Annotated in this window: 21 protein-coding genes and 1 pseudogene; 10 read left to right on the top strand and 12 right to left on the bottom strand. The window is 57.9% G+C overall.

The annotated features are described in order from the left end of the window. Positions 1-17 precede the first annotated feature (17 nt). From AC0L6S_RS01945 to AC0L6S_RS01905, 9 genes are all read right to left on the bottom strand, one after another. On the bottom strand, positions 18-3,578 hold the full coding sequence (locus tag AC0L6S_RS01945) for an indolepyruvate ferredoxin oxidoreductase family protein (RefSeq protein ID WP_473426734.1): 3,561 nt from the start codon (positions 3,576-3,578) through the stop codon (positions 18-20). A 26-nt stretch (positions 3,579-3,604) separates the two neighbouring features. After that, on the bottom strand, positions 3,605-4,570 hold the full coding sequence (locus tag AC0L6S_RS01940; protein ID WP_473426733.1) for a VOC family protein: 966 nt from the start codon (positions 4,568-4,570) through the stop codon (positions 3,605-3,607). A gap of 88 nt (positions 4,571-4,658) precedes the next feature. Continuing rightward, complete coding sequence (locus AC0L6S_RS01935) at positions 4,659-5,099, bottom strand: Zn-ribbon domain-containing OB-fold protein (protein WP_473426732.1); 441 nt, start codon at positions 5,097-5,099, stop codon at positions 4,659-4,661. Positions 5,100-5,162: 63 nt separating this feature from the next. Then, positions 5,163-5,630: a MaoC family dehydratase gene (locus tag AC0L6S_RS01930; protein ID WP_159169402.1), complete on the bottom strand. Its 468-nt coding sequence runs from the start codon at positions 5,628-5,630 to the stop codon at positions 5,163-5,165. Between the two features lie 44 nt (positions 5,631-5,674). Beyond that, positions 5,675-6,415: an enoyl-CoA hydratase/isomerase family protein gene (locus tag AC0L6S_RS01925; protein WP_473426731.1), complete on the bottom strand. Its 741-nt coding sequence runs from the start codon at positions 6,413-6,415 to the stop codon at positions 5,675-5,677. Positions 6,416-6,431: 16 nt separating this feature from the next. After that, positions 6,432-7,226, bottom strand: coding sequence for an enoyl-CoA hydratase/isomerase family protein (locus tag AC0L6S_RS01920; protein WP_473428535.1), 795 nt, complete (start codon positions 7,224-7,226; stop codon positions 6,432-6,434). A gap of 55 nt (positions 7,227-7,281) precedes the next feature. Continuing rightward, the gene (locus AC0L6S_RS01915) at positions 7,282-8,439 is read right to left on the bottom strand and encodes an acyl-CoA dehydrogenase family protein (RefSeq protein WP_473426730.1); all 1,158 of its coding nucleotides are present in this window, start codon (positions 8,437-8,439) and stop codon (positions 7,282-7,284) included. A gap of 190 nt (positions 8,440-8,629) precedes the next feature. Further along, entirely contained in the window at positions 8,630-9,100 is a 471-nt protein-coding gene (locus tag AC0L6S_RS01910; RefSeq protein ID WP_473426729.1) for a MaoC/PaaZ C-terminal domain-containing protein, read from the bottom strand. Beyond that, on the bottom strand, positions 9,097-9,615 hold the full coding sequence (locus AC0L6S_RS01905; protein WP_473426728.1) for a hypothetical protein: 519 nt from the start codon (positions 9,613-9,615) through the stop codon (positions 9,097-9,099). Before AC0L6S_RS01905 ends, AC0L6S_RS01910 begins: the two co-directional genes overlap by 4 nt. Before the next feature lie 250 nt (positions 9,616-9,865). Here AC0L6S_RS01905 and AC0L6S_RS01900 point away from each other — a divergent pair, with 250 nt between their 5' ends. The 4 genes from AC0L6S_RS01900 to AC0L6S_RS01885 all read left to right on the top strand — a co-directional run bounded on the left by AC0L6S_RS01900 (position 9,866) and on the right by AC0L6S_RS01885 (position 15,709). Next, positions 9,866-11,533 (top strand): AMP-binding protein, encoded by a 1,668-nt coding sequence (locus tag AC0L6S_RS01900; protein ID WP_473426727.1) that lies wholly within the window; start codon positions 9,866-9,868, stop codon positions 11,531-11,533. A gap of 85 nt (positions 11,534-11,618) precedes the next feature. Then, positions 11,619-12,416: an enoyl-CoA hydratase/isomerase family protein gene (locus AC0L6S_RS01895; protein WP_473426726.1), complete on the top strand. Its 798-nt coding sequence runs from the start codon at positions 11,619-11,621 to the stop codon at positions 12,414-12,416. Between the two features lie 28 nt (positions 12,417-12,444). Further along, a complete protein-coding gene (locus tag AC0L6S_RS01890) occupies positions 12,445-13,293 on the top strand; it encodes an SDR family NAD(P)-dependent oxidoreductase (RefSeq protein WP_473426725.1) in 849 nt (282 codons plus the stop codon). Beyond that, the gene (locus AC0L6S_RS01885) at positions 13,193-15,709 is read left to right on the top strand and encodes an arylsulfatase (protein ID WP_473426724.1); all 2,517 of its coding nucleotides are present in this window, start codon (positions 13,193-13,195) and stop codon (positions 15,707-15,709) included. Before AC0L6S_RS01890 ends, AC0L6S_RS01885 begins: the two co-directional genes overlap by 101 nt. A gap of 84 nt (positions 15,710-15,793) precedes the next feature. Here AC0L6S_RS01885 and AC0L6S_RS01880 read toward each other — a convergent pair whose 3' ends face one another. Both AC0L6S_RS01880 and AC0L6S_RS01875 read right to left on the bottom strand, forming a co-directional pair. Continuing rightward, entirely contained in the window at positions 15,794-16,675 is an 882-nt protein-coding gene (locus tag AC0L6S_RS01880) for an SDR family NAD(P)-dependent oxidoreductase (protein WP_473426723.1), read from the bottom strand. Positions 16,676-16,919: 244 nt separating this feature from the next. After that, positions 16,920-19,433, bottom strand: coding sequence for a TonB-dependent receptor (locus AC0L6S_RS01875; RefSeq protein WP_473426722.1), 2,514 nt, complete (start codon positions 19,431-19,433; stop codon positions 16,920-16,922). 608 nt (positions 19,434-20,041) lie between these two features. Here AC0L6S_RS01875 and AC0L6S_RS01870 point away from each other — a divergent pair. The 3 genes from AC0L6S_RS01870 to AC0L6S_RS01860 all read left to right on the top strand — a co-directional run bounded on the left by AC0L6S_RS01870 (position 20,042) and on the right by AC0L6S_RS01860 (position 22,492). Continuing rightward, positions 20,042-20,881 carry a metal-dependent hydrolase gene (locus tag AC0L6S_RS01870; RefSeq protein ID WP_473426721.1) on the top strand — a complete coding sequence of 280 codons (840 nt, stop codon included), beginning with the start codon at positions 20,042-20,044 and terminating at the stop codon, positions 20,879-20,881. 230 nt (positions 20,882-21,111) lie between these two features. Next, entirely contained in the window at positions 21,112-21,696 is a 585-nt protein-coding gene (locus AC0L6S_RS01865; protein WP_473426720.1) for a TetR/AcrR family transcriptional regulator, read from the top strand. Positions 21,697-21,943: 247 nt separating this feature from the next. Next, positions 21,944-22,492 carry a hypothetical protein gene (locus tag AC0L6S_RS01860; RefSeq protein WP_473426719.1) on the top strand — a complete coding sequence of 183 codons (549 nt, stop codon included), beginning with the start codon at positions 21,944-21,946 and terminating at the stop codon, positions 22,490-22,492. A 68-nt stretch (positions 22,493-22,560) separates the two neighbouring features. Here the strand turns inward: AC0L6S_RS01860 and AC0L6S_RS01855 are convergent, their stop codons facing one another. Continuing rightward, positions 22,561-23,469: a LysR family transcriptional regulator gene (locus AC0L6S_RS01855; RefSeq protein WP_473426718.1), complete on the bottom strand. Its 909-nt coding sequence runs from the start codon at positions 23,467-23,469 to the stop codon at positions 22,561-22,563. A gap of 191 nt (positions 23,470-23,660) precedes the next feature. Between AC0L6S_RS01855 and AC0L6S_RS01850 the strand changes: the two are divergent. From AC0L6S_RS01850 to AC0L6S_RS01840, 3 genes and pseudogenes are all read left to right on the top strand, one after another. After that, positions 23,661-23,957 (top strand): annotated as a pseudogene (locus tag AC0L6S_RS01850) (alkyl sulfatase dimerization domain-containing protein); the annotation flags it as partial. Further along, the gene (locus tag AC0L6S_RS01845; protein ID WP_473426717.1) at positions 23,921-24,229 is read left to right on the top strand and encodes a DUF2218 domain-containing protein; all 309 of its coding nucleotides are present in this window, start codon (positions 23,921-23,923) and stop codon (positions 24,227-24,229) included. The pseudogene AC0L6S_RS01850 and the gene AC0L6S_RS01845, both read left to right, overlap by 37 nt. 19 nt (positions 24,230-24,248) lie before the next feature. Then, positions 24,249-25,115 (top strand): SDR family oxidoreductase, encoded by an 867-nt coding sequence (locus AC0L6S_RS01840; protein WP_473426716.1) that lies wholly within the window; start codon positions 24,249-24,251, stop codon positions 25,113-25,115. Positions 25,116-25,136 lie beyond the last annotated feature (21 nt).

Below are 25,136 nucleotides of genomic sequence, written 5' to 3'. Positions count from 1 at the left end.
CAGTCTGTGCCTGCGATTCATCCTACGTTTACCGCCATAATCTTGACCGGATTGGGCTTGCCACCATTGCGTGCGATATCGGTAAAATCCGTCAACAACTGATCGCGGCGTCGCTGTGCCTGCGCCAGGTGCTGCTCTTTCACTGAGCCATAACCGCGTATCTGCTCCGGCAGCGAGGCGATTTCCACGGCCAGCGCGTAATTGTCCGCTGTCAGATCGGCCAGCACTGTCTCTATCATCGTCCGGTATTCCCCGATCAGTGCGCGCTCCAGTTTGCGGTGCGCGGAGTAACTGAAGGGGTCGAGCGCGGTACCGCGCAACACCTTGAATTTCGCGAGTACGCGAAACACATGCAGCATCCAGCCGCCAAACACTTTCTTGGGATAGCGCCCGGTCTTCGGATCGACGCCGCCAAGCGCCGGGGGAGCCAGATGAAATGCCAGCTCAAAATCACCCTCAAACGTTTCCCGCAGCGCGTCCATTAATGCCGGCGCACTGTGCAAGCGCGCCACTTCATACTCATCCTTGTAGGCCATCAGCTTGAACAGGTAATTGGCCACACCTGTTGAAAATTGCTCCACACCCGGCCGCACCTGCTGCTCGCGCGCAACCACCTTGTTCACGAAGCTGCGATAGGCCTCGGCGTAGCCGGCATTCTGGTACTCGACGAGCTCGGCGCAGCGCTGTTCAATCAACGTTGCCAACGTCGCCTGCTCGGGGGCATCAATGGTCGACTCCGGCGACGCCGGCGCGGCGGCGGACAGAACAGTCGCCAGATCCACTGCTGCCAGACGTCCCCAGCACAGGCTGCGCATGTTCATCTCGACCGACACCCCATTGAGTTCAATGGCGCGACTGACGGCCTGCAGACCGACCGGGAGCCAACCCTTTTGCATCGCATAGCCCACCAGGAACATATTGCCCGCCACCTCATTGCCCATCAGCCGGGTAGCGATATCGCTGGAGGGCACGAAATCCGCGTGGCCGGCGGTGAGCAGGGACTCGATACCGGCGATCATAGTCTCAGCGGACAGGTTGAGATCCGGGTTGGTGGCAAAATCAGAGGTGGGCGTGACACAGCTGTTGATCACCGCGCGGGTATCACCGGCCTGCATTTTTTCGGCGACATCGTCACTGGCCGCGACGACGATGTCACAACCGAGGACAAGATCAGCTTTCACAATTCTGGTAGCAAAAATGTCTTCCTGCCGGTTTGCCACGCGGATATGGCTGGTCACCGGCCCGTTGCGCTGTGCCAGGCCGGCGACATCGAGCACGGAGCAGCCCTTGCCCTCCAGAAATGCTGCCATGCCGATCAGCGCGCCCAGGGTCACCACACCCGAACCACCGATACCGGTAATCAGCACACTGAAAGGTTGCTCGGCTGAGGCGCTTATCGGTGCCGGCAACGCGGCGACCGCCGCCTCCAGGTCGAACGCCTGCGCTGACCCGGCCTGCGTCAGATTGCGCTTGCGTGGCGTGCCACCCGTCACGGTGATAAAGCTGGGACAGTACCCCTTGGTGCAGGAGAAGTCCTTGTTGCAGGCCGATTGGTTGATGCGCCGTTTGCGACCGTAATCGGTATCGACAGGCTCAACCGCAATGCAGTTCGACTGGATACTGCAATCGCCACAGCCTTCACAGACCCGGGGGTTGATGAAGATTCTGCGATTGGGATCCTCGGCCTTGCCGCGTTTGCGACGACGGCGCAACTCAGTAGCACAGAACTGGTCGTACACCAGTACCGACACACCCTTGCAGTCGCGCAGCTCACGCTGCACTTCATCCAGCTCATCCCGGTGGTGCAGTGTGACGCCGTTGGCGAAGCTGTCCCTGAAGGGACGGTAGCTGTCGGGATCGTTGCCCATGACAGCAATGCGACGCACACCCTCTGCCTCCAGCTGGCGGCTGAGTGTGTCCACGCGCATCTTGCCTTCGATCTCCTGGCCACCGGTCATCGCGATAGCGTCGTTAACCAGTATCTTGTAAGTGATATTGACACCGGCGGCGACGGCGGCGCGAATCGCCAGCAACCCGGAGTGATAGTAGGTGCCATCACCCAGGTTCTGGAAAATATGTTCCTGCTTTGTGAAAGGCGCAATACCGATCCACGGCGCACCCTCCGCGCCCATGTGAAACAGTGTTGGCGTGCGCCGCTCCGGCAAAAATGTGGCCATGCCGTGACAGCCGATACCGCCGAAGGCCATGCTGCCATCGGGAAGATTGGTGGATGTGTTGTGCGGACAGCCAGCGCAAAAACTCGGCTTGCGGCTAAGGCCCGCAGCGCTGATCAGATGGCCCTGCGCGCACTGTACATCGGGCGCCGGCAACAGTGCGGCACTGGCATCGGGCAGCAGCGCCTCGAGCCGGCGCCGGAGAATACGCGCCAGGCCATGCGATTCCAGCTCACCGACCTCGCTGACCAGCGGGTTGCCCTGTTCATCGCGTTTGCCGGTCAACACTGGCCGCTCGGCCAGATTGACAAACAGGCTGGCCAGTTGCTCCTCGATAACCGGACGCTTCTCCTCAATCACCAGCAGTTCGCGGTACCCGCTGGCGAACTGCGTGATGTTCTGCGGTTCCAGTGGCCAGGGCATGGCGACCTTGTAGATACCGATGCCGATCTCACTGCAGGCAGCCGGGTCCAGCCCCAGTTGCGTCAACGCCTGCATCACATCCAGATAGGCTTTGCCGGTGGTGACAATGCCCAGCAGCGGCTCGCGCGGCGCGATGATCACCTTGTCGAGCCCATTGGCCCGCACGAAGGCACGCACTGCCGGCAGGCGCTGCTCATAATGTCGCACTTCGGCTGCCTTCGCGGGGATGGGCGCGGTGGCGTTCAGACCGCCCTCGGGCAGCGTGCAATCCTGCGGTGTCACCACGGTGAAGTCGCTGGTATCGACGTTGAGCGACGCCGAGCTCTCTATCGTATCGGTGACGCATTTCATGCCCACCCAGCAACCGGAGTAACGCGACAGGGCAAAGCCGTACAGCCCGAAATCAAGATAGTCCTGAACACTGGACGGGTTCAGATAGGGCATACCGAAATGAATGAATGCGTGATCGCTCTGGTGCGCCAGCGTCGATGACTTGGCCCCGTGGTCATCGCCGGCGAGCACCAACACACCGCCGTTTTCAGCGCTGCCCGAATAGCTGCCGTGTTTTAGCGCATCCCCGGAGCGGTCAACCCCCGGACCCTTGCCGTACCAGAGCGCAAACACACCGTCGTATTTCTGCTGGCCGACAATCGACACCTGCTGTGAACCCCAGACTGCAGCGGCGCCGAGATCCTCGTTGACGCCGGGCTGGAAATGGATCTGGTGTTGCTCCAGTTCGGCATGCGCCTGTTTCAGCGCAGTGTCGTAGCCACCCAGTGGCGAGCCGGTATAGCCCGATATAAAGCCGGCGGTATCGAGCCCGTGGGCGGCATCCAGTTGCTGCTGCATCATCGGCAGGCGCACCAGCGCCTGCGAACCGCTGAGGTAAACGCGCCCCTCGCGCCGCAGGTATCTGTCCTCCAGCTGATAGTCCTGCAGGTCGGTATCCGGGCTGTGCTGATTCGAGGTGTCTGTGCTCATGGTGTCGCTCCGTTGCAAAGCCTGAATTACTCGCCGTCTGTCCGCAGGGATTCACTCGATGCCATCACCGCATCCACCAACCCGTGGTGTCCCCACACGTCGCCTTCACAGAATTCGTTAACCGTCCAGCTGTCATCGATCAGCAGGCATCCGCAACCGATTTCAACATCGAAGCCGGAGGGGCTGCGCATATAGAAGGACAACATACCGTCATTGCGGTGGCGGCCGAGACTGCTGGTGATGGTGACGCCGGCTGCGATCGCGCGATCCAGCGTCTTGCCCACATCGTCAATAGTCTGCATTTCGAACATGGTGTGCTGCAGGCCGTTGACGCTGCCCATACCGATGATGGCCAGACTGTGGTGTCGCTGGTTGCAGCGCAGGAACTTCAATGCACTGCCCGGGCCCATGCGGATATAGTCCGACAACTGGAAGCCGAGCGTACGGGTGTAGAAGTTGTAGTTCGTCTCCAAATCCTCGACAAAGATATTCATATGCCCGATACCCAGGTGCCCGGCGACGAATTCCTGACCGCCGACCGGCGAGTGGAATTTGTAGTCCTGTACCGGGCCGTAGTAGAGTTCCAACGCATTTCCCGCCGGGTCACGCAGGTGGGCGATACCGGAAACAGAGCGCGTAAAGGCCTGCTCTTCGGTGCCCATGGCGACCTCGACACCCGCGACCTTTAACTCCTCTACCGCTTGCTCAAGCGCAGGCTTGTCCTCTACCTCAAGGCCCAGGTACAACAACCCTTCGCGCCCCTGCGTGGGGTGAACGGCCAAACGCCACTGGCGCTCATCCATTTTCAGGTAGACCGAACCGTCCGGCCCGACACCTTCTGTGGATGTCAGGCCAGTTTTTTGCGGCACACCCCAGCCCTGCCCGGGGATAGCGCGCGCCGGCATCATGCCGATCACATCGACACCGTACGCCAACCACGCTGACGGATCAGAGGCGCCTATTCCCATATAGCCAACGGATTTGATATTCACAGAACCAGACCTCTCAGTTATAGAATTTTCTGCCAGCACTCAGTCGCTCTTGCACGGGCAATGCCCCTGCGCGCACAACCGGGTGTTCCTACTTACCCAACTCCCAGCAGGGCATGGCGACATCGTCGCTGTAGCGCTTGAAATCGACAGTGACCTCAGCGCCGATGCGAACATCCTTTGCCTTGACACCGCTGATCTCGCCGCCGGCACTGTGCAGAAGGGGGCCGATCACGCGCAGTGTTGGCGATTCCTCCAACTCAACCAGAGCGACGACATACGGCGTCAGTTTTTCGAAGGCTGGCAGCAGCGGCGAACTCGGCACCGCGAACGACCACACCCTGCCGCGCCCGGATACGGGCTGCCAGTAACTCTCCTGTGACTGGCACGATGGACACATCGGGCGCGGCGGAAAACGCATCTGGTCGCACTGCTGACACGTCTGGATACGCAATTCGCCGCAGCGGGTGCCCGCCCAGAAAGGAGCGTCTACGGGATCATCGGTCGCCGGTAGTGGAATGTTTTCTATCATCAAATAACCCGCAGTGTTCTGTGATATGTGATCGTCATAGCATCGCCGTGGTCGGTGATTGGGTCACGGCCTGTACAGCAGCTTCCAGTCGAAGCAGACGGCGGGCTTGTCCGCGCCGACAACGTGAATTGCCACACCGACTGTCAGCATCACACCGCCCTTCTCTTCTCCTACCGCGACAATGCGCGTATGGCCATGCAGTTGTGAGCCGGCCGGAACGGGACTCACAAATCGCACTTTCTCAAGGCCGTAGTTCAGCGCCGAGCCATGACCTACAATGAGGTAGTCTCCGGTATTCTTGATCAGCGTGGACATACCCAACACCAGAAACCCGTGGGCAATCGCCTCACCAAAGGGGCCCTCGCTTCGCGCGCGATCGACATCGACATGAATCCACTGTCGGTCACCGGTCATATCGGCGAACACATTGATCATGTCCTGCGTGATTGCGACGGGTTCACTCCAGTTACCCCACTCCTGCGACACCATCGAAGACAATGTCGACAGATCATCAAACCGGATTTCCTGCATGTTCTTTTACTCCTGTGGTTGAAAGCGACCTGGTGCGCTCTGCACTAATGCGTCTTGTTCTGGAAATTAGTGATCATTTCCTGTGCCGAGAACTGTTCCCGCTCGAGGGCCGACGCGAGAGAGCCATCGCACCCTTCCTTCAGCAGGTTTTTACAGCGCGACACGATGCCCGCAGGGGATGCGCCGATGTATCGGGCCATCGCCAGCGCAGCACTAAGCAACTGGGCAGGCGGAATAATCTGCTGCACGAGTCCGAGTTGCTTCGCACTCTGCGCACTCAGTTTCCGGCTATTGAGCAGGATGTCGCTGGCCGAGCCCATACCAACAAGGCGCGGCAGGAAATAGCTGGAACCGAACCCCGGAGAGACACCGAGACGGACAAACGGAAAATCGAGTGCGGCGTTTTCTGACGCCAGCCGTATATCGAAAGGCAACAGCATGGTGGAGCCGATACCGGAAGCGACACCGTTGACCGCGACAATCAAGGGCTTTTCACAGGCCTGCAGTTCAGCAACGAAGCCGTTGAGAAAGTGTTCCTCGCCCAATCGCAAGCCGCAACGGCCCTTTTCTCCGTGATAGAAACCGCGGTCGGCGCCCGCGCAGAAGGCGCGACCGGCGCCCGTCAGCACAATCGCTGTAACAGCCTCGTCGTCAATCGCTGTGCGCAGCGCATCGACCAGCTCCTCGCCCATATCCGGTGTGTACGCGTTGAGCTTTTCGGGGCGCTGCAGTGTGACCAGCGCGGCACCCCGGTCAACGTCATAGCTTATTTCCTTATACGACATAGATTCCTCTGTTGGCTCAGTTTGCATCCGGTGAATAGGGCTGCCATTGGGGCGGGCGCTTCTCGCTGAATGCGCGCATACCCTCTTCGTAATCGGCACCCTGGTTGTTTTCGATAATGAGATCCCAGGCGTACTCCAGCGCATCGTCCAGACTGTGCTGCTTCGCGGCCCAGATCGCGCGCTTGGTTCTGGCCATCGCGACGGGCGAGTTGCCCTGCATCATCCGGGCAATCGCAAAGGCTCTCTCTAACAGTTGGTCAGCGGGAACGACCTCACCTACCAATCCGCACTGCAGTGCCCGCGCAGCAGACATACGCTCTTTGGAACCGACCAGCGCCATGCGCAGCACGGCTTCGAATGGCATGCGTCGTGCCAGCCCCACCGATTCCAGCGCAGATACCAGCCCGACATTGACGTGGCTATCGAAAAACGTGGCCGTGTCTGCGGCGAGCACAATATCGCTGTCCGCCAGAAAGTGCAGGCCGGCACCGTTTACCAGCCCATTAACCGCACAGATCACCGGCTTCCACACGTCATTGTGTTGCGATGTCCATTTCATACTCGCCGATGCAGCCGCCCTGCTGGAGAGATCGAGCTCGGGCACATCGCCAATGTCTGCGCCACTGCAGAACGCCTTATTACCGGCGCCCGTCACAATCGCCACCACGGCCTCGGGATCGTTATTGAATGCCGACCAGACCTGCGGCAGTTCACGCCCCATCGCGGTGTCTATTGCATTGTGTCGGTGCTCCCTGTTCAGAGTGATCAGGGCAACACCGTCGGAGACTTCGTAGTTGAGCGACTCAAACATCACAACAGACTCCTTGCGTGATAATGGCGTGACGCTGCGGCGCTGTGATGTTCACTCAAGCGCACTCCCGATCCGTAAAGAGATGCGCGGCAATCTGCTGTTCCAGATAGTCCGGGCCCCAGTGCGTCATCTCCAGTTGCTTGGCACGGCGGTAAAACAGTTGTGGATCAGCTTCGATGGTGTACCCCAGCCCACCGTGAACCTGTATCGCAACGGCAGCGGCGCGACAGAACACATCGCTGGCCTGTAACTTCGCCATCGCTGCGAGGTGCTGGTAGCCCCTGCCTTCGTCCTTGCACCAGGCTGCTTCATACACCAGGGTACGAGCGCCCTCGATCGCTACCGTCACCTCCGCAAGATAGTGCGCAATGGACTGAAAGCCGCCGATTGCGCGTCCGAATGCGCGCCGGTATTTGGCGTACTCAACGCTGATCTCGTGCACGCGTTCAGCCGCACCGATCGCGTAGGAGGACAATGACAGCATGTGCTGTGCCATCGCTTTCTCCCAGCCAGACCAGATACACCCACCCTCGCCGAGCAACTGGTCGCGCGGCAGTTGCAGTTCGTTGAATTGAATTTTGTAGAGCGGGTCCATTGCGTGGTTGGCCTGATAGGTCATGCTCACTGCGCCTGCAGCAATACCCTTGTCCAGCGTCGCCCGATCGACGACCGCTGCGACAATGTCATCGCCGCCCTGGACTCTGGCGAGCACGATCAAAACGTCCGCTGAACCGGCAAATGGCACCAGCTGCTTTTCGCCGTTGAGAACGGCGAATTCGTCACTGCACTGCAACGACGCGCGTACGCCTTCACGGTCCGCACTGTTCCCCGGCTCGGAGGCAGCAACAGAAAACACGCGATCGCCTCGGGCGATAGAGCCCAGCCATTCGCTTTTCTGTTGCGCGCTGCCCGCATGCTCAATCAGGCTGGCAGCCAGCACGGAACTACCCAGATAGGGCGACACGGCCAACACCCGACCGAACTCCTCAGCGACGATCGAGGATTCGACCGCTCCGAGACCCATGCCGTCAAACGGCTCCGCGATCGCTATTCCGGTCAGCCCCAGTTCACCGAGTTGCTTCCAGAATCCAATCGCGTAGCCGGGTTCGGTACCCTCGTGTCCACGCAGCACCGTCAACGGCATCATCTCCTCACAGATTTTGCGCGCCATATCGCGCAACATGATTTGTTCTTCGCTGAAACCAAGGTCCATTTCACACGCTCTTTGCAGTGGTGGTCGGGGCGTACAACGGCTCTTCGCTATACATAACCCTGACGACAGTCAGTGATCGCAGCGCCTGTAGCATCGCCTATCGGTCGTGGCACAGCCGCTGCGTCGGTATCGAAAAATACTAATATGAGCGCTTACTCAGTTGACACTCGCTTTACGACAAGCAGCCGATTCAGGGCTGCCAGGCGTCACCGCTAAGCGCCCAGGGCGAGCTTTGTTGTTCTTCACCGGGCAATGCCAGCCGGGCCGAGGCAGTGGTGGCAACGCGCTCGCCGACCTTGATCGACAGACTGATATCCACCCAGTTAAAGTCGCCAATGGCAGTAACGCTGTCGACTTCGCCGCAGAGCAGCGCTTCATCACCGGGACACAACGGGCTGCGCATCGAGAACCGCATGCGTGCAATGCGCGCCTGCGGCCCACCCCAACGGGTCAGGTACTGACTGAGCCAGCCGGCCTGCGTGTAATTGTTCATGATGATATCGGGGAGTCCCGCCCGCTCCCGCGCCCACTCACCATCGTGATGAATCGGCTGCCAATCCCTGGAGCTGGTGGCTCCCATAATGATCTTTTTGCGGGTGATGCTTATCGCTAGCTCCGGCAGTTTGTCACCTGCGTCCGGACGCGGTGCTGCATCTGTCATGGCTGCTGCTCCTCTTTTCGATAGCTGACGAAGTGCAGTGTCTGTATGCCTGCCAGTGTGTCGTTCTGGTGGTAGTAGTGAACCGCTATCGACCAGCGGCGACCCGGACCCATGCGGGTTTGATACTCGTCGCCCACCTCCAGCAGAATCTGTTCAGCACGCAGCCGATCTCCCGCCCTGACAGGCTCGTGAAATTCCAGATCCACTGCGGTTACCACACCAAACGGCAGGCCGAGTTCATCCTTGAGCATGAAATGCAGCTCCAGCGTACGCAGCGGTACGTGATCCGGCTCGGGCGACCACTCGTGATCGATCATCCACGACGGCAGCATCGCTGGCGGTGCTATTGGCTCACTGCCTTCAGTATCTCCGGCGCGGCTCCAATACAGTGGATTGCCATCTTCAACGGCGACACAGAAGTTCAGCCACAGGCCCTGATCTGCCGTCATCACGGGCGCCAGTGTCACCACCGGTGTTCCAATCCAGTTACGTACCTTTTCAGGGAGGGAAGTCATTGGGGTCAACTCTTTGGGTTGTCAGACGCAATCGTGCAGACCACTGCAGCCACGTCTTCGATAGTGGTATTGAGCGCTAAAGTAATCGATGCGGGTTTCAGTTTTTACTCGCTTTGGGCGCGGCCTCAACGCGAGCGGGGGGCCATGAGCACTGCGGCTAAAGCGAGTTCACTGTGAGTTCTTACTCATTTTAGTATCGCCACAGACATCATCAGCACAGTGACAAAAAACCGTTCTTGGAAACGACTTTATGCCAGGGAAAAATTCAGAAGCCCTGTGGTTGGCAGACCCGGATGACGCCCGCCCGGTGGACCGTTCTATCGGCGATCTGCTGACACAACTCGCAGCGCGCTACCCACAGCGCGAGGCGGTCGTCTACGCCTGCCACAGCGAAGTGGAGAATATCCGCCTCAGCTATGCGCAACTCAACGAACTGGCGACGACGCTGGCGAAAGCCCTGCTCACGGCCGGCTATATGCCCGGCGATCACATCGCGATCTGGGCGCCGAATAACCCCGAGTGGATACTACTGGAGTACGCGATTGCCAAGGCTGGCATGGTCATCGTCGCGCTGAACCCGCTGTACAAGGAAGCGGAGCTGGCGTTCGCACTGGAGAATGCTGATGTGCGGGCGATTTTTCACGCCGACAGCGTTGGTGACACCAACCTGCGCTGCATTGTTGATCGTGTGGCGACAACGCTGCCAGCACTCAAAGGCATCTATTCGCTGGGCTCGGGGATTACCGGACTGATGGCGCAGCAGGGTATAGAGTCACGGACCCTGCCGGCGGTAGATCCCGATTCTCCTTTTATGATTCAGTACACCTCTGGCACAACAGGAATGCCCAAGGCGGCCGTGCTGGCGCACAGGGGCATCGCTACCACCGCGCGCAACTCGTATCAGGCGTGGGGCTTTGGCAGCGGTGACAAGGTCTGCCATGGATTTCCGCTGTACCACGTCGGCGGCTCCGGCAACTCGACGCCGGGCGCGGCTCTGGTAGGTGCCACCACGCTGCCACTGTATATTTTCAAGGCCGGGCGCACACTGGACATACTGGAAAGTGAACGCTGTACCGGATTCATCGGCGTGCCATCAATGCTGACGGCAATGATGGAAGACCTCAGCTTCAGCTCCAGAGACCTGTCGTCACTGCAATACATCGTCGCCGGTGGCATGTCCGTACCCGCGCGACTGATCCGCCAGTGTGAGGAGGCCTTTGGTGTCGACATCATCAATGGCTACGGGCAGACCGAAACCAGCGGTGTCAGTTGCAGTACCGTGGCAGCGGATAGCGCCGACATCAAATCAAGGACCAGCGGCAGGCCACTGCCGGGGGTCAGTTTCAATATCGTCGATGACAACGGCCACACCCTGCCCTGCGACCAGCCCGGTGAACTGTGCTACCGGGGACCGGGTCAGATGCTGGGATACCTCAATCATCAGGGCGCGAAGGACAGTGTCGCCGATGCCGGGTGGTTGCGCTCGGGCGACCTGGCAACCATGGACGAGAATGGCTATATCCGTATTGTCGGACGCGCCAGTGAAATGATCATTCGCGGCGGAGAGAATCTTTCACCGTCCGAAATTGAGGCCTTTCTGGTACAGCACGAGGACGTGGCAGAAGCCGCTGTCATCGGCTTACCCGATGCCAAGTACGGTGAGGAAGTCTGCGCTGTCCTGATTCCCAACAAAGCTGCGCATGTCGATGCAGAGGCGTTGCGCCAGTGGTGCGCACAGGGACTCTCGCGCTGGAAGGTGCCCAGATACATCCAGTTTGTCGCGGACTATCCGAAAACACCGTCTGGAAAAATACAGAAGTTCCTGCTGCGCGACAGCATGATCGCCGCGCTGGGCCTGCAAGCTGTTGACGATGCGTCCGCCAGCGCGCCGCCGGAGACTACCGATAGCACTGCGTAATCACACTTTCACCGTGATCTGTCTATCAGCACCTTAGGGATCACACGCTTTTATACCCATAACCGCAACAGATGGAGACGTAACGATGAACTATCAGGACAACTACAAGGCGCTCAAGATCAGCCAGGAAAACCGGATACTGACCATTACCCTGGACCGCCCGGAAGCCAAGAATGCGGTCAACCCCGCTGTGCACGAAGAGCTGTCGCGGATATTCTCCGACATTGATCGCGACACGGGTACCGATGTGGTGATTCTCACTGGCGCGAACAATGCGTTCTGCGCAGGTGGAGACCTGGAGTGGTTGATGGACATCAACGGCGACCCGGTGGCCACTGCGAACAGTATTCTGAACGATCGCAAGATCCAGAATTCCCTGCTGGACCTGGAAAAGCCAATCATTGCCAAAGTCACCGGACCGGCCGTAGGTGTGGGATGCACACTGGCGCTGTTCTGCGACTTTATCTACGCCACCCCCGACGCAAAATTCGCTGACCCGCATGTCTCGGTGGGACTGGTCGCCGGAGACGGTGGCGCCGTCATCTGGCCACAGCTCATCGGCTACGCCCGGGCCAAACGCTACCTGCTGACCGGAGACTTCATCGATGGCGCTACCGCAGCGGAGTACGGACTGATCACTGAGGCCGTCCCCAAAGAAGATCTCGATGCCACTGTGGACGCGATGGCAAAACGCATGGCCGAGGGCGCGCCCTACGCCATACGCTGGACTAAAAGCTCCATCAATGCAGGCCTGAAGTTGCTGGCGAATGCCATCATCGACCGGTCGGGCGCTTACGAAAACCTGACCATGCTGACCGAAGATCACAAAACTGCCCTGCTCGCATTCAAGAATCGCGAGAAGCCGGTGTTCAAAGGTCGCTGAGCCACAGCACAATACGGGAGCGTAGACAGTGAAAATACAAGCCGGAAAGGTCGCCGTGATAACCGGTGCTGGCAGTGGTATCGGCGCGGCACTGGCACACGCCTGCGCCAGCCGGGGCATGCATATTGTCGCAGCCGATATTGAGTTGGACGCTGCCGAGCGCACGGTGAATGAATTGCGCAGCCGTGGCAGTGAGGCGGTGGCCGTGGAGGTCAATGTCGCCCGTCGCGATGCGGTGCAACACCTTGCAGAGCGCACACGGGAAGCCTTTGGCGCATGCCATCTGCTGTGCAACAACGCCGGGGTATCGGTCAACCGCCCGGTGGCAGAGTGCACCGCTGCCGACTGGGAGTGGGTGTGGTCAGTCAACGTGGCGGGTATCACCCACGCCATCGAGGCGTTTATGCCGATGCTGCGCGGACAGACTGAGGCCTCCCACATCGTCAACACGGCCTCAATGGCAGGGCTGATACCGCTGCCGGGCTTTGGCGCCTATGTTGCCAGTAAATACGCCGTGGTAGGACTGTCAGAGGTACTGCATCAGGAACTTGCCGATACGCTCACCGGGGTTTCCATACTGTGTCCCGGGGTCGTGGATACACAAATATTTGCCAGCGAGCGCAATCGTTTTGACGGTGGCGATACGTCGACGCAACCGCCAGCGGCGAGTGCCGCTACCGACGACGGCAGTGCGATGCAAACCGATTTCGAAGAGACCTACACGCGCATGTTATCGCCACAGGAAGTGGCCGATATCACCCTGGCAGCAGTGGAAGATGAGCAGCTCTACGTGGCTACCCACCCCGAATGGCTGGCGCTGTTCAAGCAGCGCTCAGGCGCCATCGACAGCGCCTTTGGCGGTTCAGTTGCGCATTGAACGGCAGTGCCGTGATGCGCGGCATGGCCCTGTACAGCATGAGGTAGCGACGCTGAGCCGGCGTTGCCGCAAGCACACCCTGCTGGCTGCGCTACTGGTATGCAGTGCCGCGTTACCACCCTCGCCTGTCGCACAAACAGGTATACCGGACGATGCGGACGCATCCGCCCTGCCGCTCCCGACGGCAGTTATCGAAGCCGACGTGGGTACCACGTATCGCGACTCACAACCTGGGACTGTCACTATCCCGCAGGCGCCGAAGGGCGCGCCCAATATCGTGATCTTTCTGATCGACGATATGGGATTCAGCGCACTGGAAACGTTCGGTGGACCGATCCCATCGCCAGCACTGGACAGGATCGCCGCACAGGGCCTGCGCTATAACGATTTCCATAGCACGGCACAGTGCAGCCCCACCCGCGCCGCCCTGCTCAGCGGACGCAACCACCACTCGGTCAATATGGGGGCGGTTACTGAGATCGGTACAGGGTTTGAGGGCTATTCATCGGGCGTGCCCAATACAGCGGCCTCGATCGCGACGATTCTCAAGCACAACGGCTACAGTACGTCGGCCTGGGGCAAATGGCACCAGACCGCCGTATGGGAGGCGAATCCCAGCGGGCCCTTCACCACCTGGCCCACCGGCCAGGGCTTCGACAAGTTCTATGGATTTATCGGCGGTGAGACACACCAGTTTCATCCTGCATTGTACGACGGTACGACACCCGTAGAACCAGTACTCCACGACGATTACAACCTGAATGACGACCTGCGCGAACGGGCTATCGAATTGATGCGCCTGCAAAAAGCGGTCGCACCGGAAAAACCGTTCTTTGTATACTTTGCTCCGGGGGCGACCCATGCACCCCATCAGGTCGCGCCGCAATGGGTGAAACCGTTCGCGGGTAAATTTGACCAGGGCTGGGATTTGCTGCGAGAGGAAATTTTCGCGCGCCAGTTGGAACAGGGCGTGATACCTGAAAATACCCTGCTGACACCTCGTCCAGAAGTAATACCGGCCTGGGACAGCCTGAGCGACGATCAACAGCGCATCGCTGCAACGCTGATGGAAACCTACGCCGGGTTCGCAGCGCAGACAGATTACGAGGCGGGTCTACTGATAGACGCACTGCAGGAGATGGGTGAGTTCGACAATACGCTTTTCATCTACATGGTTGGCGACAACGGCGCCTCCAGTGAGGGGCAGGAATACGGTGTGTTCAACGAGATGACAAGTCTCAACGGCTTTTCCGAGGACACCGCGGTCATACTGGAAAAAGCCGAGCTGATCGGCAGCGCAAAAGCCTACAACCATTTCCCGGCAGGTTTTGCCTGGGCCACCAACACGCCTTTTCAATGGGTAAAATTTGTCGCATCGCACTATGGCGGTACCGCCAACCCGGTGGTGATGAGCTGGCCGGATCGCATCACCGACACCGGGGGCGAACGCGGCCAGTTCCATCACGTAGTGGATATCGCACCGACCATCTACGAGGCGGCGGGAATCGATTTCCCTCGCTACGTAAACGGTATTGAGCAAATACCACTGGCCGGCACCAGCATGGTCTACACCTGGGACGCGGACAACGCCGATACAAACACGCGTCACACCACACAGTACTTCGAACTATTCGGCAACCGCGGCATCTACCACGATGGCTGGTTCGCAGCAGCCAAACACGGTGATGTGCCGTGGCGACTGACCGCGACCAAATCCTTCGACCAGGATCGCTGGGAGCTGTACCACATGGACAGTGACTTCTCGCAGGCGCGGGACCTCGCCGAAGAGGAGCCGGAGAAACTCGCCGAGTTGATCGCGCTATTTGACAGCGAGGCACGCAAATACAATGTCTATCCTCTCGACGATCGCGCCGGCGCCCGCTTTGATCCGCGCAACTTGCCGCTCGCTGGCGGTCCGCGAAAGTCTTATACCTACAGGCCCGGCGGGTTGCGTATACCGGAACGCAGCGCGCCGTATACGCTGGGCAGGAGCTATACCGTGCGCGCCGAACTGGACAATACCGCAGGGGATGCCCACGGCACCATCGTCGCCCTTGGCGGCGTCGCTGGCGGTTGGTCGCTCTATGTGGAAGACGGTGTACTGAAATATGTATACAGCGATTTCGGCGAACACGTGCACACCATTGTCGACGAGGTGCCGCTGCCCCAGCGCAAGGTGTCGGCGCTGCTGACCTTTACGGCCGACCCGGGCGGACCGGGCGGCGGTGCCACGATAACGCTGTCTGTGAATGGCCGCGAGATCGGAAGCACACGCACCGAGCGAACACCGCTGGCGGCGTTTTCCCTGGACGAGTATTTTGGCGTCGGTGCCGACTACGGCTCGTCGGTCGGGGACTACCCGCCGGGATTTCCGTTTCGCGGCAATCTGGAGAGTGTCACCCTCGAGCTACAGTAAGCCTGCTGCGACACGGCTGGGCGATATCGCTGCGGGAATGGCGGTGCTCACCGCTGACGGGCAGCAGGCTCACCCCTCTACACTTTACCGGCGCTCACCACCCTCTCGGCGGCGCACTTCATTTTCGCTGCCGGTCGTCCCCTTACTGATACCCGAGACACTGGACGTGCGCCCCGCGATAGCCGGAAACTTCTTCGAAAATTCCGGGCCCGCCGCGGTGAGGCCGCCATCAACAGTGAGTGCTTCTCCGGTCACGAACCCGGCGTCATCGCTGGCCAGGAACACGGCTGCGCCGGCTATATGCTCTCCCCTGCCATAATCCGGCCAAGGCTGGCTGGTGGTAAATAGTGCTCGGGTTTTTTCCTCGTCTGCACCGGTCGACATGGGGGTAACGATGCACCCCGGACAAATCGCATTGACCCGAATGCGATCGCCCGCCAACTCGACGGCCGAGGATTGCGTGAGGGAAAGCACCGCCGCCTTGGCTGCAGAATACACCAGCGCGCCGCCGTCACCACTGAGCGCAGCGATGGAAGCGGTGTTGATGATGCAGCCACCCGACCCTCTGGCCCGCATGATGCGCGCTGTATGCTTGGTACCGAGGAATACACCTTTGGCCAGCACGTCGAACGTATAATCCCAGTCACTGGTGGTGATCTCTGTCAACGGGCCAAAAGCGCCACCGACCCCGGCATTATTGAAAACGATATCCAGCGCACCAAACTCACTGACAGCGCTGTGCAGCATACCTTCAATATCCGACTCCACCGCCACATCGGCGCGATAGAACGACACCGCACCGCCAAAGCCCGCCTGTTCTGCATAGTCAATGGCCGCCCGCCCAGTGTCGGCATTGTAATCCGCGATCACAACGCGGGCTCCCTCCTGCAAAAAACGCATCGCCGACGCCAGACCCATGCCACTGGCTCCGCCGGTTATCACTGCGACTTTATCTTGTAACCTCATGCTGCTCCCCTAATGACTGCGTGCGCAAACGGGACTCTGGCTCGCCTGCGTTAAGCCCGGAATACAATGCATTTTTTGTGTAAACCGTGGCTCACAGGTTAGCAGGTTAGAGGGCGTTTCGTCGCGGTATGCCGCGATCTGTTCTCCATTAAAGGCACAAGCAAATGAAGGAAACGATCGAATAGTCTGGGGCGCGCAAGTGGTGTTCCGTTTAAATTAGATCACAACCCAATTTCAAACGGCTTTAGAAATTATAGCGCCCCTGCACACCGACAATCCTCGGCTCCGCCACCCAGCCACCATAAATACCGGCACTCAGGGGGGCGTCGGTGGCATAGGTGTAAGTGGTTTCATCCGTGAGGTTACAACCGTAGATTGAGACCTCCCAGCGGTCGCTATCGGCGGCGATTGCAACACTGGCATTGATCTTTACGAAGCTGTCCTGGCGCGTATTCGGATCCAGATCACCATCGAGGAAGTAATCGTCGGTATACGAGGCATTGGTATAGAATTTAAACACGTGGTTGCCCCAGACAGGCCGCTGATACGAGGCATAGACAACACCACTCCACTCGGGTGCAAACGGCCCGCGTTCGCCGCCCAGATCCTGCAGACAGCTCGCACCCTGCTCGGCTGCCTGATACACAGTACACGGCGCGTTATCGTAATCGTCAAACTCTGAATCGAGATAGGCAATCGCCCCGCCCAACTCCCACTCTGACGTCACCGCAAACTGCCCCTCCAGTTCTATACCCTGACTGGTCATGGAGGCCGCATTGCCGACGATAAAACTCGTGCCCTGCCAGGAGGTCACTTGCAGGTCGTCTACCTTCGTGTGAAACACCGTGGCGGCCAGCCGTGCCCTGTTATCCCAGAAGCTGCCTTTGGCACCGAGCTCCCACGCTTTCGCCTGCTCTGGCTTGAACTCCGTACCCTCCCCGGCGGAGCCATCCGGGTTAGAGGTATCGGGTGAAGGGTTAAAACCTCCAGACTTGTACCCCTCACTGTAGGACAGGTACACCATGACATTTTCCAGTGCGTCCCAGCGTAGTCGATAGGAGGGATCAAAGTGGCTCTCGTCCAGTTTTAACTTCTGATCGGAGGGATAAATAGACAGCGCACTTCCCGCGACGGCTACCAGTTCGGTGTTCTTTGCGTCCAGCGTACCGGTGGGTACACCGTTACTGTCTATCACCACCACAGGATTCGACGGCGACCCCGAGCCGAGAGAGACCAGCTTGGACATTTTCTTGCGGTCCTGTGACCAGCGCCCGCCAATATCCAGCGACAGGGTATCCGTCAGCTCAAAGTTGAGTTCCGCAAAGGCAGAGGTCGTCCTGTTGTCGCCTTTGTTTTGTACCTGCGACTGAATCGCATTCACCTCAGCGCCGATCAGCGAGCCACCCACCGAGGGGTCGAGCTGCGCCATTACCGTGCCATTCCACAGACTGTTGATGCCGAGCGAAGACAACGGCACAGATGGCAGCGCCGGGTTCAATGAACTTGCGGTGAGGCCGCCGACCAAGCCACCGAGCGTGCCGTCAACGAACGCCTGGGCACCGGCATCAAGGTTCTGGTCCTCATAGTACAGGCCTGCCGTGAAATTGAAAAAGCCGTCGAGGTCACTGGCGATGCGAAACTCCTGGCTGAAAAAATCCAGGCTTTCCCGATTGCTACCCTGCACCACATTGCCGGGATGAAAATCCACATCGTGTCGCTGCTTGAAGTTGAAGTCGGTATAACCTGACAGTGATGTGAGAGTAAACTGGTCAGTCTGCCAGTCGGCTCGCAGTGACGCCTGGGTGGAGGTGGTTTTCTCCTTGTCATGCGATTCCCAATCGAGATTACCCGTCCAGGATTTGTACTCCCTGCTACCTGTAGCGGCCTGGAAGCCCGGGGTATCAAAGGCCGCAATAGACCCGGCCACACTGACCAGTTCGAGCTGCGTGTTGCCGGCGAGTGTATCGCCCAACAAGTTGGAGTCGGCCACCGGATTGACCTGTTCAATGCCTTTGCCGTGCATCTCTGTTCGCGCCAGTTTGCCGACAACTCGCAGTTGCTCGACTGGCGCCCACACCAATGACAACCTGCCGATGGTATCATCACTGCGCTGCACATCCTCGTCGATATACACATTGTCAACGTAACCGTCCGTTTGCTGATAGCGCAGCGCCACCCGCGCAGCAACGGTATCCGACAGCGCACCACTGAGCACCGCAGTGCCGCGCGCGGTGCTGTACTCTGGCTCGACATCGGCCAGAACGTAGCCGCCAAGCTCTTCGTCTAGCGCCGGGTCGGCTGTTTCCACTTTGATGGCACCGGCTACAGTGTTCTTCCCGAACAACAGGCTCTGTGGACCGCGCAGGATTTCTATCCGGTTCAGGTCGATCAGCGACTGCGTAAACTGCCGGCTTCGCGGCTGGTAAATACCGTCGACATACATCCCTGCTGACTGTTCAAACCCGGCGTTGGTAGAGGAGCCGATACCCCGAATATAGATGCTGCTGCTTAGCGCTGCACGACCCAGTTGCAGCCCCGGAACCTGGCCGCTCAACTGTTCCATATTGGTGATTCCCTCGCGGTTGAGCAAGTCACCATCCACTACCGATACTGCCAGCGGCGCGTCTGTCAGGCTCTCAGTTTTTTTGCGGGCGGTGACGAGCACCTCCTCCAGCATCTGGGCCGCAACAAATTGTGGGCTGGCCATCAGGTACTGGGCAACAAGGCTCGCGAGGATCGAATTTTTCAGGGTGCTCATTACGGCTCCGGTCTTTTTATAATGATTGCTGACCAAGGGTGACGCATCAGCATTGGCAATGCTTTGCCATGGTAAGAGATTACTCAGGTATTTCTACTCGGGTTTTCAGGGCGTGGTTTGGTACAGTCCGTGTGCTGCAGATCATTGATAAAATTGAGGTTTTTTGGAATTGTCGCGAAAATAAATGTCTCTCAACGCAGGGCTTGCTCTGATTTCAATCGCCAAACTCCATTGTGGATCAAGCGTGAGAACGCAGTTTTCGGACAGAAACTGGGCTGCATCAAACCTGCTGATTCAGTAGCCGGATACATCCATGGCTCAGCCAAAAGCTGCGCCACAAAGTTTTCGCTACACGCATCAAACGCCCTGTAGCTGTTGGCGCTCCATGCCCACCGCTGAAACGAAACCTGAAACTCCACCCGAAATGCCGCTCGACTGTGTTGTGCATTCCCTGTTGTTTATCGATTTTTCAATGGCTTACGTTACACCCGCCCGTCTGGGTTAATGCGAGTAGTGGCCTGTCTATACATTCCCTATATTGATCCGTGTACTCAAGTAACGCTCTACACGAAGACCGCATCGTGCAAGTGAGAGCCGGAGAAACCTCTATGGACACGCCAGGAACACTTTCCCAAACGCCTTTTGAGCTGGTAGTGCGCAAAGATATTGAGTGGGACTTCAGCGACGTTCCGGCACAATTTGCGGATGCCTCGACACCGCTGATCAGCTACCTGTGGGCAACCGTTTCAGCCGGTGCCACCCCGATTGAGAGCTTCTTCATCCGCGCGTTGCTGCCAACGCTCGAGACCATCACAGATGATCCGAAGTTGGAACAGGATGTGAGAGCCATGATTGCGCAGGAGGCCCAGCACTCTGCCAGCCATCGCAAATTAAATAATCACCTGCAAACCCTGGGCTACGACATCGATGCAATACAGGCGCATTTTAAACGCATACTCGCAAGAGCAACGGATGGCCTCTCGCCACTGGATATGCTCGGCGTGGTGTCTGCCGGGGAACACGGCCTGTACTCCATCGCGCATATCTACCTGGGCTCCGCTGCGCTAAGACGCCAGATTCATCCGCAGGTCGATCGCCTGTTCCTCTATCACTTTCTGGAAGAGGCGGAACACGGTGCTGTCAGCCACGATCAGTACCGCTATTTTTTCGGTGATGACTACCTGCATCGATTGCGCACAGCCTGGCGTGCGCGGTTTGTTTTCAGCATGTTGAACGAGGGGATTCGCATAGCCGCCAAGGGGTTCAATCACCGGGTCACACTCAGGGATCGCTGCCACCTCTTCTATTACAAGTGGTGTAAGCCCGGGCCTTTAAGGGGCATGGTGACACGGATACTCGCGTACATATCGCCGTGGTACAAACTCGGTTTTAACCACGAGGATATGGACAAGATGAAAAAGTGGAATGAGGAACTTTACGCCAAGTAGCACCCGCCCGCGTCGTTTTCCAGCCTCCCCCCTTTTTACAGCCGTGGCTTTCATTGTGCTGTGTTCCTCGTAGAATAGGCGCACATGAGCCGAGCTATCCTTGACCTGTTTCCCGCTAGTCTGCAGCTAAGTGCAACTGTGGCATGCACGCACCGAACCCGAATTGGCTTTTCAGCCTGTTCGGCATCCACCCACGCACAACGTCGGCATCGCGTGCGGAGGAATGCACCGTGAGAAGCAAAGGTAAGCAGGCGCGGTCCAGGCACACCATCCAGACCATCCTCGCCGGTGCCGCCCAACTCCTGATAGAACTCGGCTACAACCGCGCCACCACAAACAAGATCGCGGAGCGTTCAGGCTTTAGCGTGGGCACGCTGTATCAATACTTTGAGGGCAAAGAGGATATTTATCTCGAACTGATGGCCCACGAATGTGGCAAAATCCTCGTCGCAGTGGAGCAGTCCACCCCTCATGACACACTCCGAGAAACGCTGACGAATATGTACTCGCAGGTGTTCAAGTCACAGGACAATAACCCGAAACTGGTGCAGGCATTGAGCCATTTGCTGGACGGGCCTTTTCTGGAGATTCGCAATAGCGCCAGAGCCGAAGCACTGATCGCTGTCGCCAGACTGCTGGAGGCACACCGGGATGAGATTACCGTGCCGGACCTGCAACTGGCTGCCCTGACCATCGTCAGTGCCAACGAAGGCTTTATCGTCAACGCCAATACCAGCGTCTACACTGCCGCAGACTTACTGGAACAGGGTCTGCGCCTGCAGTTGGCCTATCTCACTATGCCCGACATCAAGTAGGGGCGCCGCGGGTCTGTCACGTGCATTTCTGCCTCTTCAATCGCGAGTAATATCTGTATGGGTGTGGTCGCTGCGCACAGCGATCGCAAGAAAAAATATCATTTTCAACAACTTATGACGGCGCGAATACTGCAGCCATAGCGAGTATTTTTCGCCCGGCTATCACCCTAAACTTTAGCTCATCCCCGCACTGGCGCAGCACAATAATGCTGCGCCTGACAACCGTGCATACTCCCCAGGAGCCGTTATGCTGATAGATGAATACTTGCCGCAGTACCAGTTTGAAGCATCCTATGATACCGAAATCAATGCGCCCGTTGAGCGCGTCTACCCTGTCGTTCGCAAACTGGATTTGAGGGGGGCCTATCTGCTCAGGCTACTGTTCTGGCTTAGAAGTATTCCCGGCAAACTCGCGGGCAAAAACCCGCTGGGGCCAACGCTCGCGGATCTGGAGCGAGCCGGGCTCTCGATACTGGATGAAGCGCCGCCTCAGGAGTTCGTGACGGGCTTCGCCGGCAAGATATGGACACCGGCGGGAGGCATTCGCAAGGTGAGCGGAACAGAGTTTCGCGACTTCTCTGACCCCGAACTCGCCAAAATCGTCTGGAGCTTTTCTCTCGAGCCGCTAGAATGTAATCGCACACACCTGACGACACATACCCGCATACAATGCGGCGACCCACAAAGCCTGAAAAAATTCCGGCGCTATGCCGCCTATATGAGTTTAATCAGCGGGATGACCCGCAAATCTGCCCTGCGCTGCATCAAGCGCCAAGCGGAGGCACTGAGCCCATGACGTGCAGTGACAGCATCGGTGTGCGTTACAGCTGATGTCGATGGGCTATAACCTTCTGGCGCTACGACCTATGACACTGGCCCGATCAATTCTGCCGTAGACTTTATTCTCTCTCGCAGCCATTTGTGTGCCGGGTCAGTGTGATCTCGCCTGTGCCACACAAGGTACATAACCAGAGTATCCGTCGGGAACGGGAGAGGCGCTTGAGCTAATCCGCGCAATGGACCGTAAGACATCAGATCCGCTTCTGCGGTAATGAGGTCAGTGCCCTTCATAAAGGCTGCCAGCGCTCCAAAGTTTGTAACAGAAACCCTGGGCTTGGTGAGTTGCGAATGGTCGATTGTCGACAACTGCTTTAGCGAAGTCATATTGTCCTCGAACCGGGTCTCAATGTAGGGGCTATTGCAAAACGCCTCCCAGGTTTTCGGCGGCTCTCTTACTGTGGCGTCGTAGAAACAGACCATCTGCATATCAAATAATCGAACGGCATAGATGTCATCCCCTTCAGGTGGCCAGGGAGTCACAATCATGTCGCAGCGTGCGTTGCGTAACAGCGCTGTTGAAGGAATGCCTGAGGCAACGAACTGAAAGCGGGCGGTGATCCCTTCATGGTCTAGTGTTCGCAAAAAATCAGGGAATATCAGGTCTCGCTGAAAGTCATTCGCAGCAATAGTAAATTCCAACGTACCAATAGTTGGGTCAAACACACGAGCATCAGTCAATCCCTTGAGGTCATCAAGTAAGCTACGCACCGGCTCGCCCAGTGCGTGAGCCTGCGCCGTCGCACTGATACCCCTACCTGACCTGACAAACAGCGGATCGCCCAGCGCCAGTCGCAACTTGGTCAATGTATGGCTAACGGCTGACTGAGTGACACCCAGGCGTTCGGCCGCCCTGGATACGGACAACTCCTCCAGCACTGTCATGAACGTCAGCAGGGCGTGGCCATCCAAACCCAAATAATCAATTTTCTTCATAGATATTATTATCTTTCATTAGTTGTTACGATTAATTGAAGAGTCCATGATTACACCATGAAATGCAAGAAGGCGAGAGCCGAACCTGTATGCCATTTGTGGCACACCCTACCGGGACGTGCTCGCACGGATAAACAGCCTTTCATCCATGCTTGAGAAACACCCGACACACCTTATAGGAGGAAGCACGTCGAATTGCCTCACTGGCTGGCGGCAGTGACATCCTCATGCAGCAGGCACAGGAGGCACTGCCAAATGATCCGCAGTGGACAGCGCAACTGTGTGACTACCTGCTGGCTCTGGATTATGAAGTTAATCGGGCAAAACGCCTGAAGGCAGATGCGCTCGACGAACTCGGCAATCAATTATTAACGGCCACAGGCAGGAACTACTACTTCACCGTGGCCAAACAACTTCGACAAAGTACCACCCATTCACAAGAGGTATCACCATGGACGAGCAACAAACAATCACAGAATCGAAAGTAGCAACCTTACACGGCGCTTCCTACCTGAAGCGGTTATGTCGACATTTTTCACACAAGGTTCCAACCACGGTTACTGATACACAGGGTCGTATCGAGCTTCCATTTGGCGCGTGCCGGATAGATGTTGATGCCGATCAGATGTTGTTTCGCATTGAAGTGAAAAATCCTGCCGACCTCGACCGAGCCGAGGAAGTGGTTTCCAGGCATCTGATTCAAATTGCCAATCGCGACGAGCCAACTGTACAGTGGAATCGCCACGCGATGTCCGGCTGAACCGATCGGGAGAACAACGATGAAGATAGGCGTTACAGCCGTAACAGGGCAGCTCGGTACAGCGATTGCACGATCACTATCGCAATTGACCGACACCAATAATATTGTTGGTGTCGCACGCAACCCGCAGAAGGCGCGCCACTTGGGTATTGAAGTCAGAGCGGGTGACTACAACAAGCGCGAGGAAATGGAGATAGCGCTGCAGGGGCTGGATACGCTGCTGCTCGTATCAGGAATGGATGCACCGGATAAACGTATCGAACAGCACCGCAATGTACTGCAGGCAGCGCGGGATGCCGGGGTAAGCAAGGTGGTCTATACCAGTATACAGGGCGCTGAGCAGGGCACCGCATTCTCAGAGATTGTACAGAGCAATCGCCAGACGGAAGCCGATGTAAGCAGCAGCGGCCTGGACTGGGTCATCGGGCGAAACGGTATCTACATTGAACCGGACATAGAGTACATCGACAACTATCGGGAACGCGGTGAAATAGCCAATTGCGCCGCTGAGGGCCGCTGTGGATATACCACGCGACTAGAGCTCGCCTATGCGTACGCGCGCATGCTACTGGAACCAAACCACAGCCGACATACTTACAACTTGCACGGCGAGGCAATGACGCAAGCACAGTTGGCCGGGTATCTGAATAGGGCTTTTGGTACACAGCTTGAGTACAGGTCGATGAGCGTTGAAGCCTACCGCCAGGAACGTATCGCCGAGCTGGGTGAATTTATGGGGACGGTTATCGCTGGTATCTACGAAGGGATTCGCAATGGCTATGTGGACAATAACAGTGACTACGCGCGAGCGGCCGGACGCCCGCACCTGAGTTGGGAACGCTTTTTCGCCGACATCAGGTCAAAGTCCATGATGTTGCAAGGTTAGGTGTAAGAGTCCAGACTTGAC

The organism is Halioglobus sp. D3-4, from assembly GCF_055809315.1.
The sequence above is the reverse complement of the archived record's forward strand: the minus strand, read 5'-3'. Positions and strand labels throughout refer to the sequence as shown.

Bases quoted from the DNA above. Each gene is read 5' to 3' on its own strand.
- AC0L6S_RS01905 (WP_473426728.1), bottom strand. From the start codon at position 9,615: ATGACTTCCCTCCCTGAAAAGGTACGTAACTGGATTGGAACACCGGTG.
- AC0L6S_RS01915 (WP_473426730.1), bottom strand. From the start codon at position 8,439: ATGGACCTTGGTTTCAGCGAAGAACAAATCATGTTGCGCGATATGGCG.
- AC0L6S_RS01930 (WP_159169402.1), bottom strand. From the start codon at position 5,630: ATGCAGGAAATCCGGTTTGATGATCTGTCGACATTGTCTTCGATGGTG.
- AC0L6S_RS01920 (WP_473428535.1), bottom strand. From the start codon at position 7,226: ATGTTTGAGTCGCTCAACTACGAAGTCTCCGACGGTGTTGCCCTGATC.
- AC0L6S_RS01945 (WP_473426734.1), bottom strand. From the start codon at position 3,578: ATGAGCACAGACACCTCGAATCAGCACAGCCCGGATACCGACCTGCAG.
- AC0L6S_RS01870 (WP_473426721.1), top strand. From the start codon at position 20,042: ATGGACACGCCAGGAACACTTTCCCAAACGCCTTTTGAGCTGGTAGTG.
- AC0L6S_RS01875 (WP_473426722.1), bottom strand. From the start codon at position 19,433: ATGAGCACCCTGAAAAATTCGATCCTCGCGAGCCTTGTTGCCCAGTAC.
- AC0L6S_RS01935 (WP_473426732.1), bottom strand. From the start codon at position 5,099: ATGATAGAAAACATTCCACTACCGGCGACCGATGATCCCGTAGACGCT.
- AC0L6S_RS01840 (WP_473426716.1), top strand. From the start codon at position 24,249: ATGAAGATAGGCGTTACAGCCGTAACAGGGCAGCTCGGTACAGCGATT.
- AC0L6S_RS01855 (WP_473426718.1), bottom strand. From the start codon at position 23,469: ATGAAGAAAATTGATTATTTGGGTTTGGATGGCCACGCCCTGCTGACG.
- AC0L6S_RS01895 (WP_473426726.1), top strand. From the start codon at position 11,619: ATGAACTATCAGGACAACTACAAGGCGCTCAAGATCAGCCAGGAAAAC.
- AC0L6S_RS01880 (WP_473426723.1), bottom strand. From the start codon at position 16,675: ATGAGGTTACAAGATAAAGTCGCAGTGATAACCGGCGGAGCCAGTGGC.
- AC0L6S_RS01860 (WP_473426719.1), top strand. From the start codon at position 21,944: ATGCTGATAGATGAATACTTGCCGCAGTACCAGTTTGAAGCATCCTAT.
- AC0L6S_RS01885 (WP_473426724.1), top strand. From the start codon at position 13,193: ATGAGCAGCTCTACGTGGCTACCCACCCCGAATGGCTGGCGCTGTTCA.
- AC0L6S_RS01925 (WP_473426731.1), bottom strand. From the start codon at position 6,415: ATGTCGTATAAGGAAATAAGCTATGACGTTGACCGGGGTGCCGCGCTG.
- AC0L6S_RS01845 (WP_473426717.1), top strand. From the start codon at position 23,921: ATGGACGAGCAACAAACAATCACAGAATCGAAAGTAGCAACCTTACAC.
- AC0L6S_RS01910 (WP_473426729.1), bottom strand. From the start codon at position 9,100: ATGACAGATGCAGCACCGCGTCCGGACGCAGGTGACAAACTGCCGGAG.
- AC0L6S_RS01900 (WP_473426727.1), top strand. From the start codon at position 9,866: ATGCCAGGGAAAAATTCAGAAGCCCTGTGGTTGGCAGACCCGGATGAC.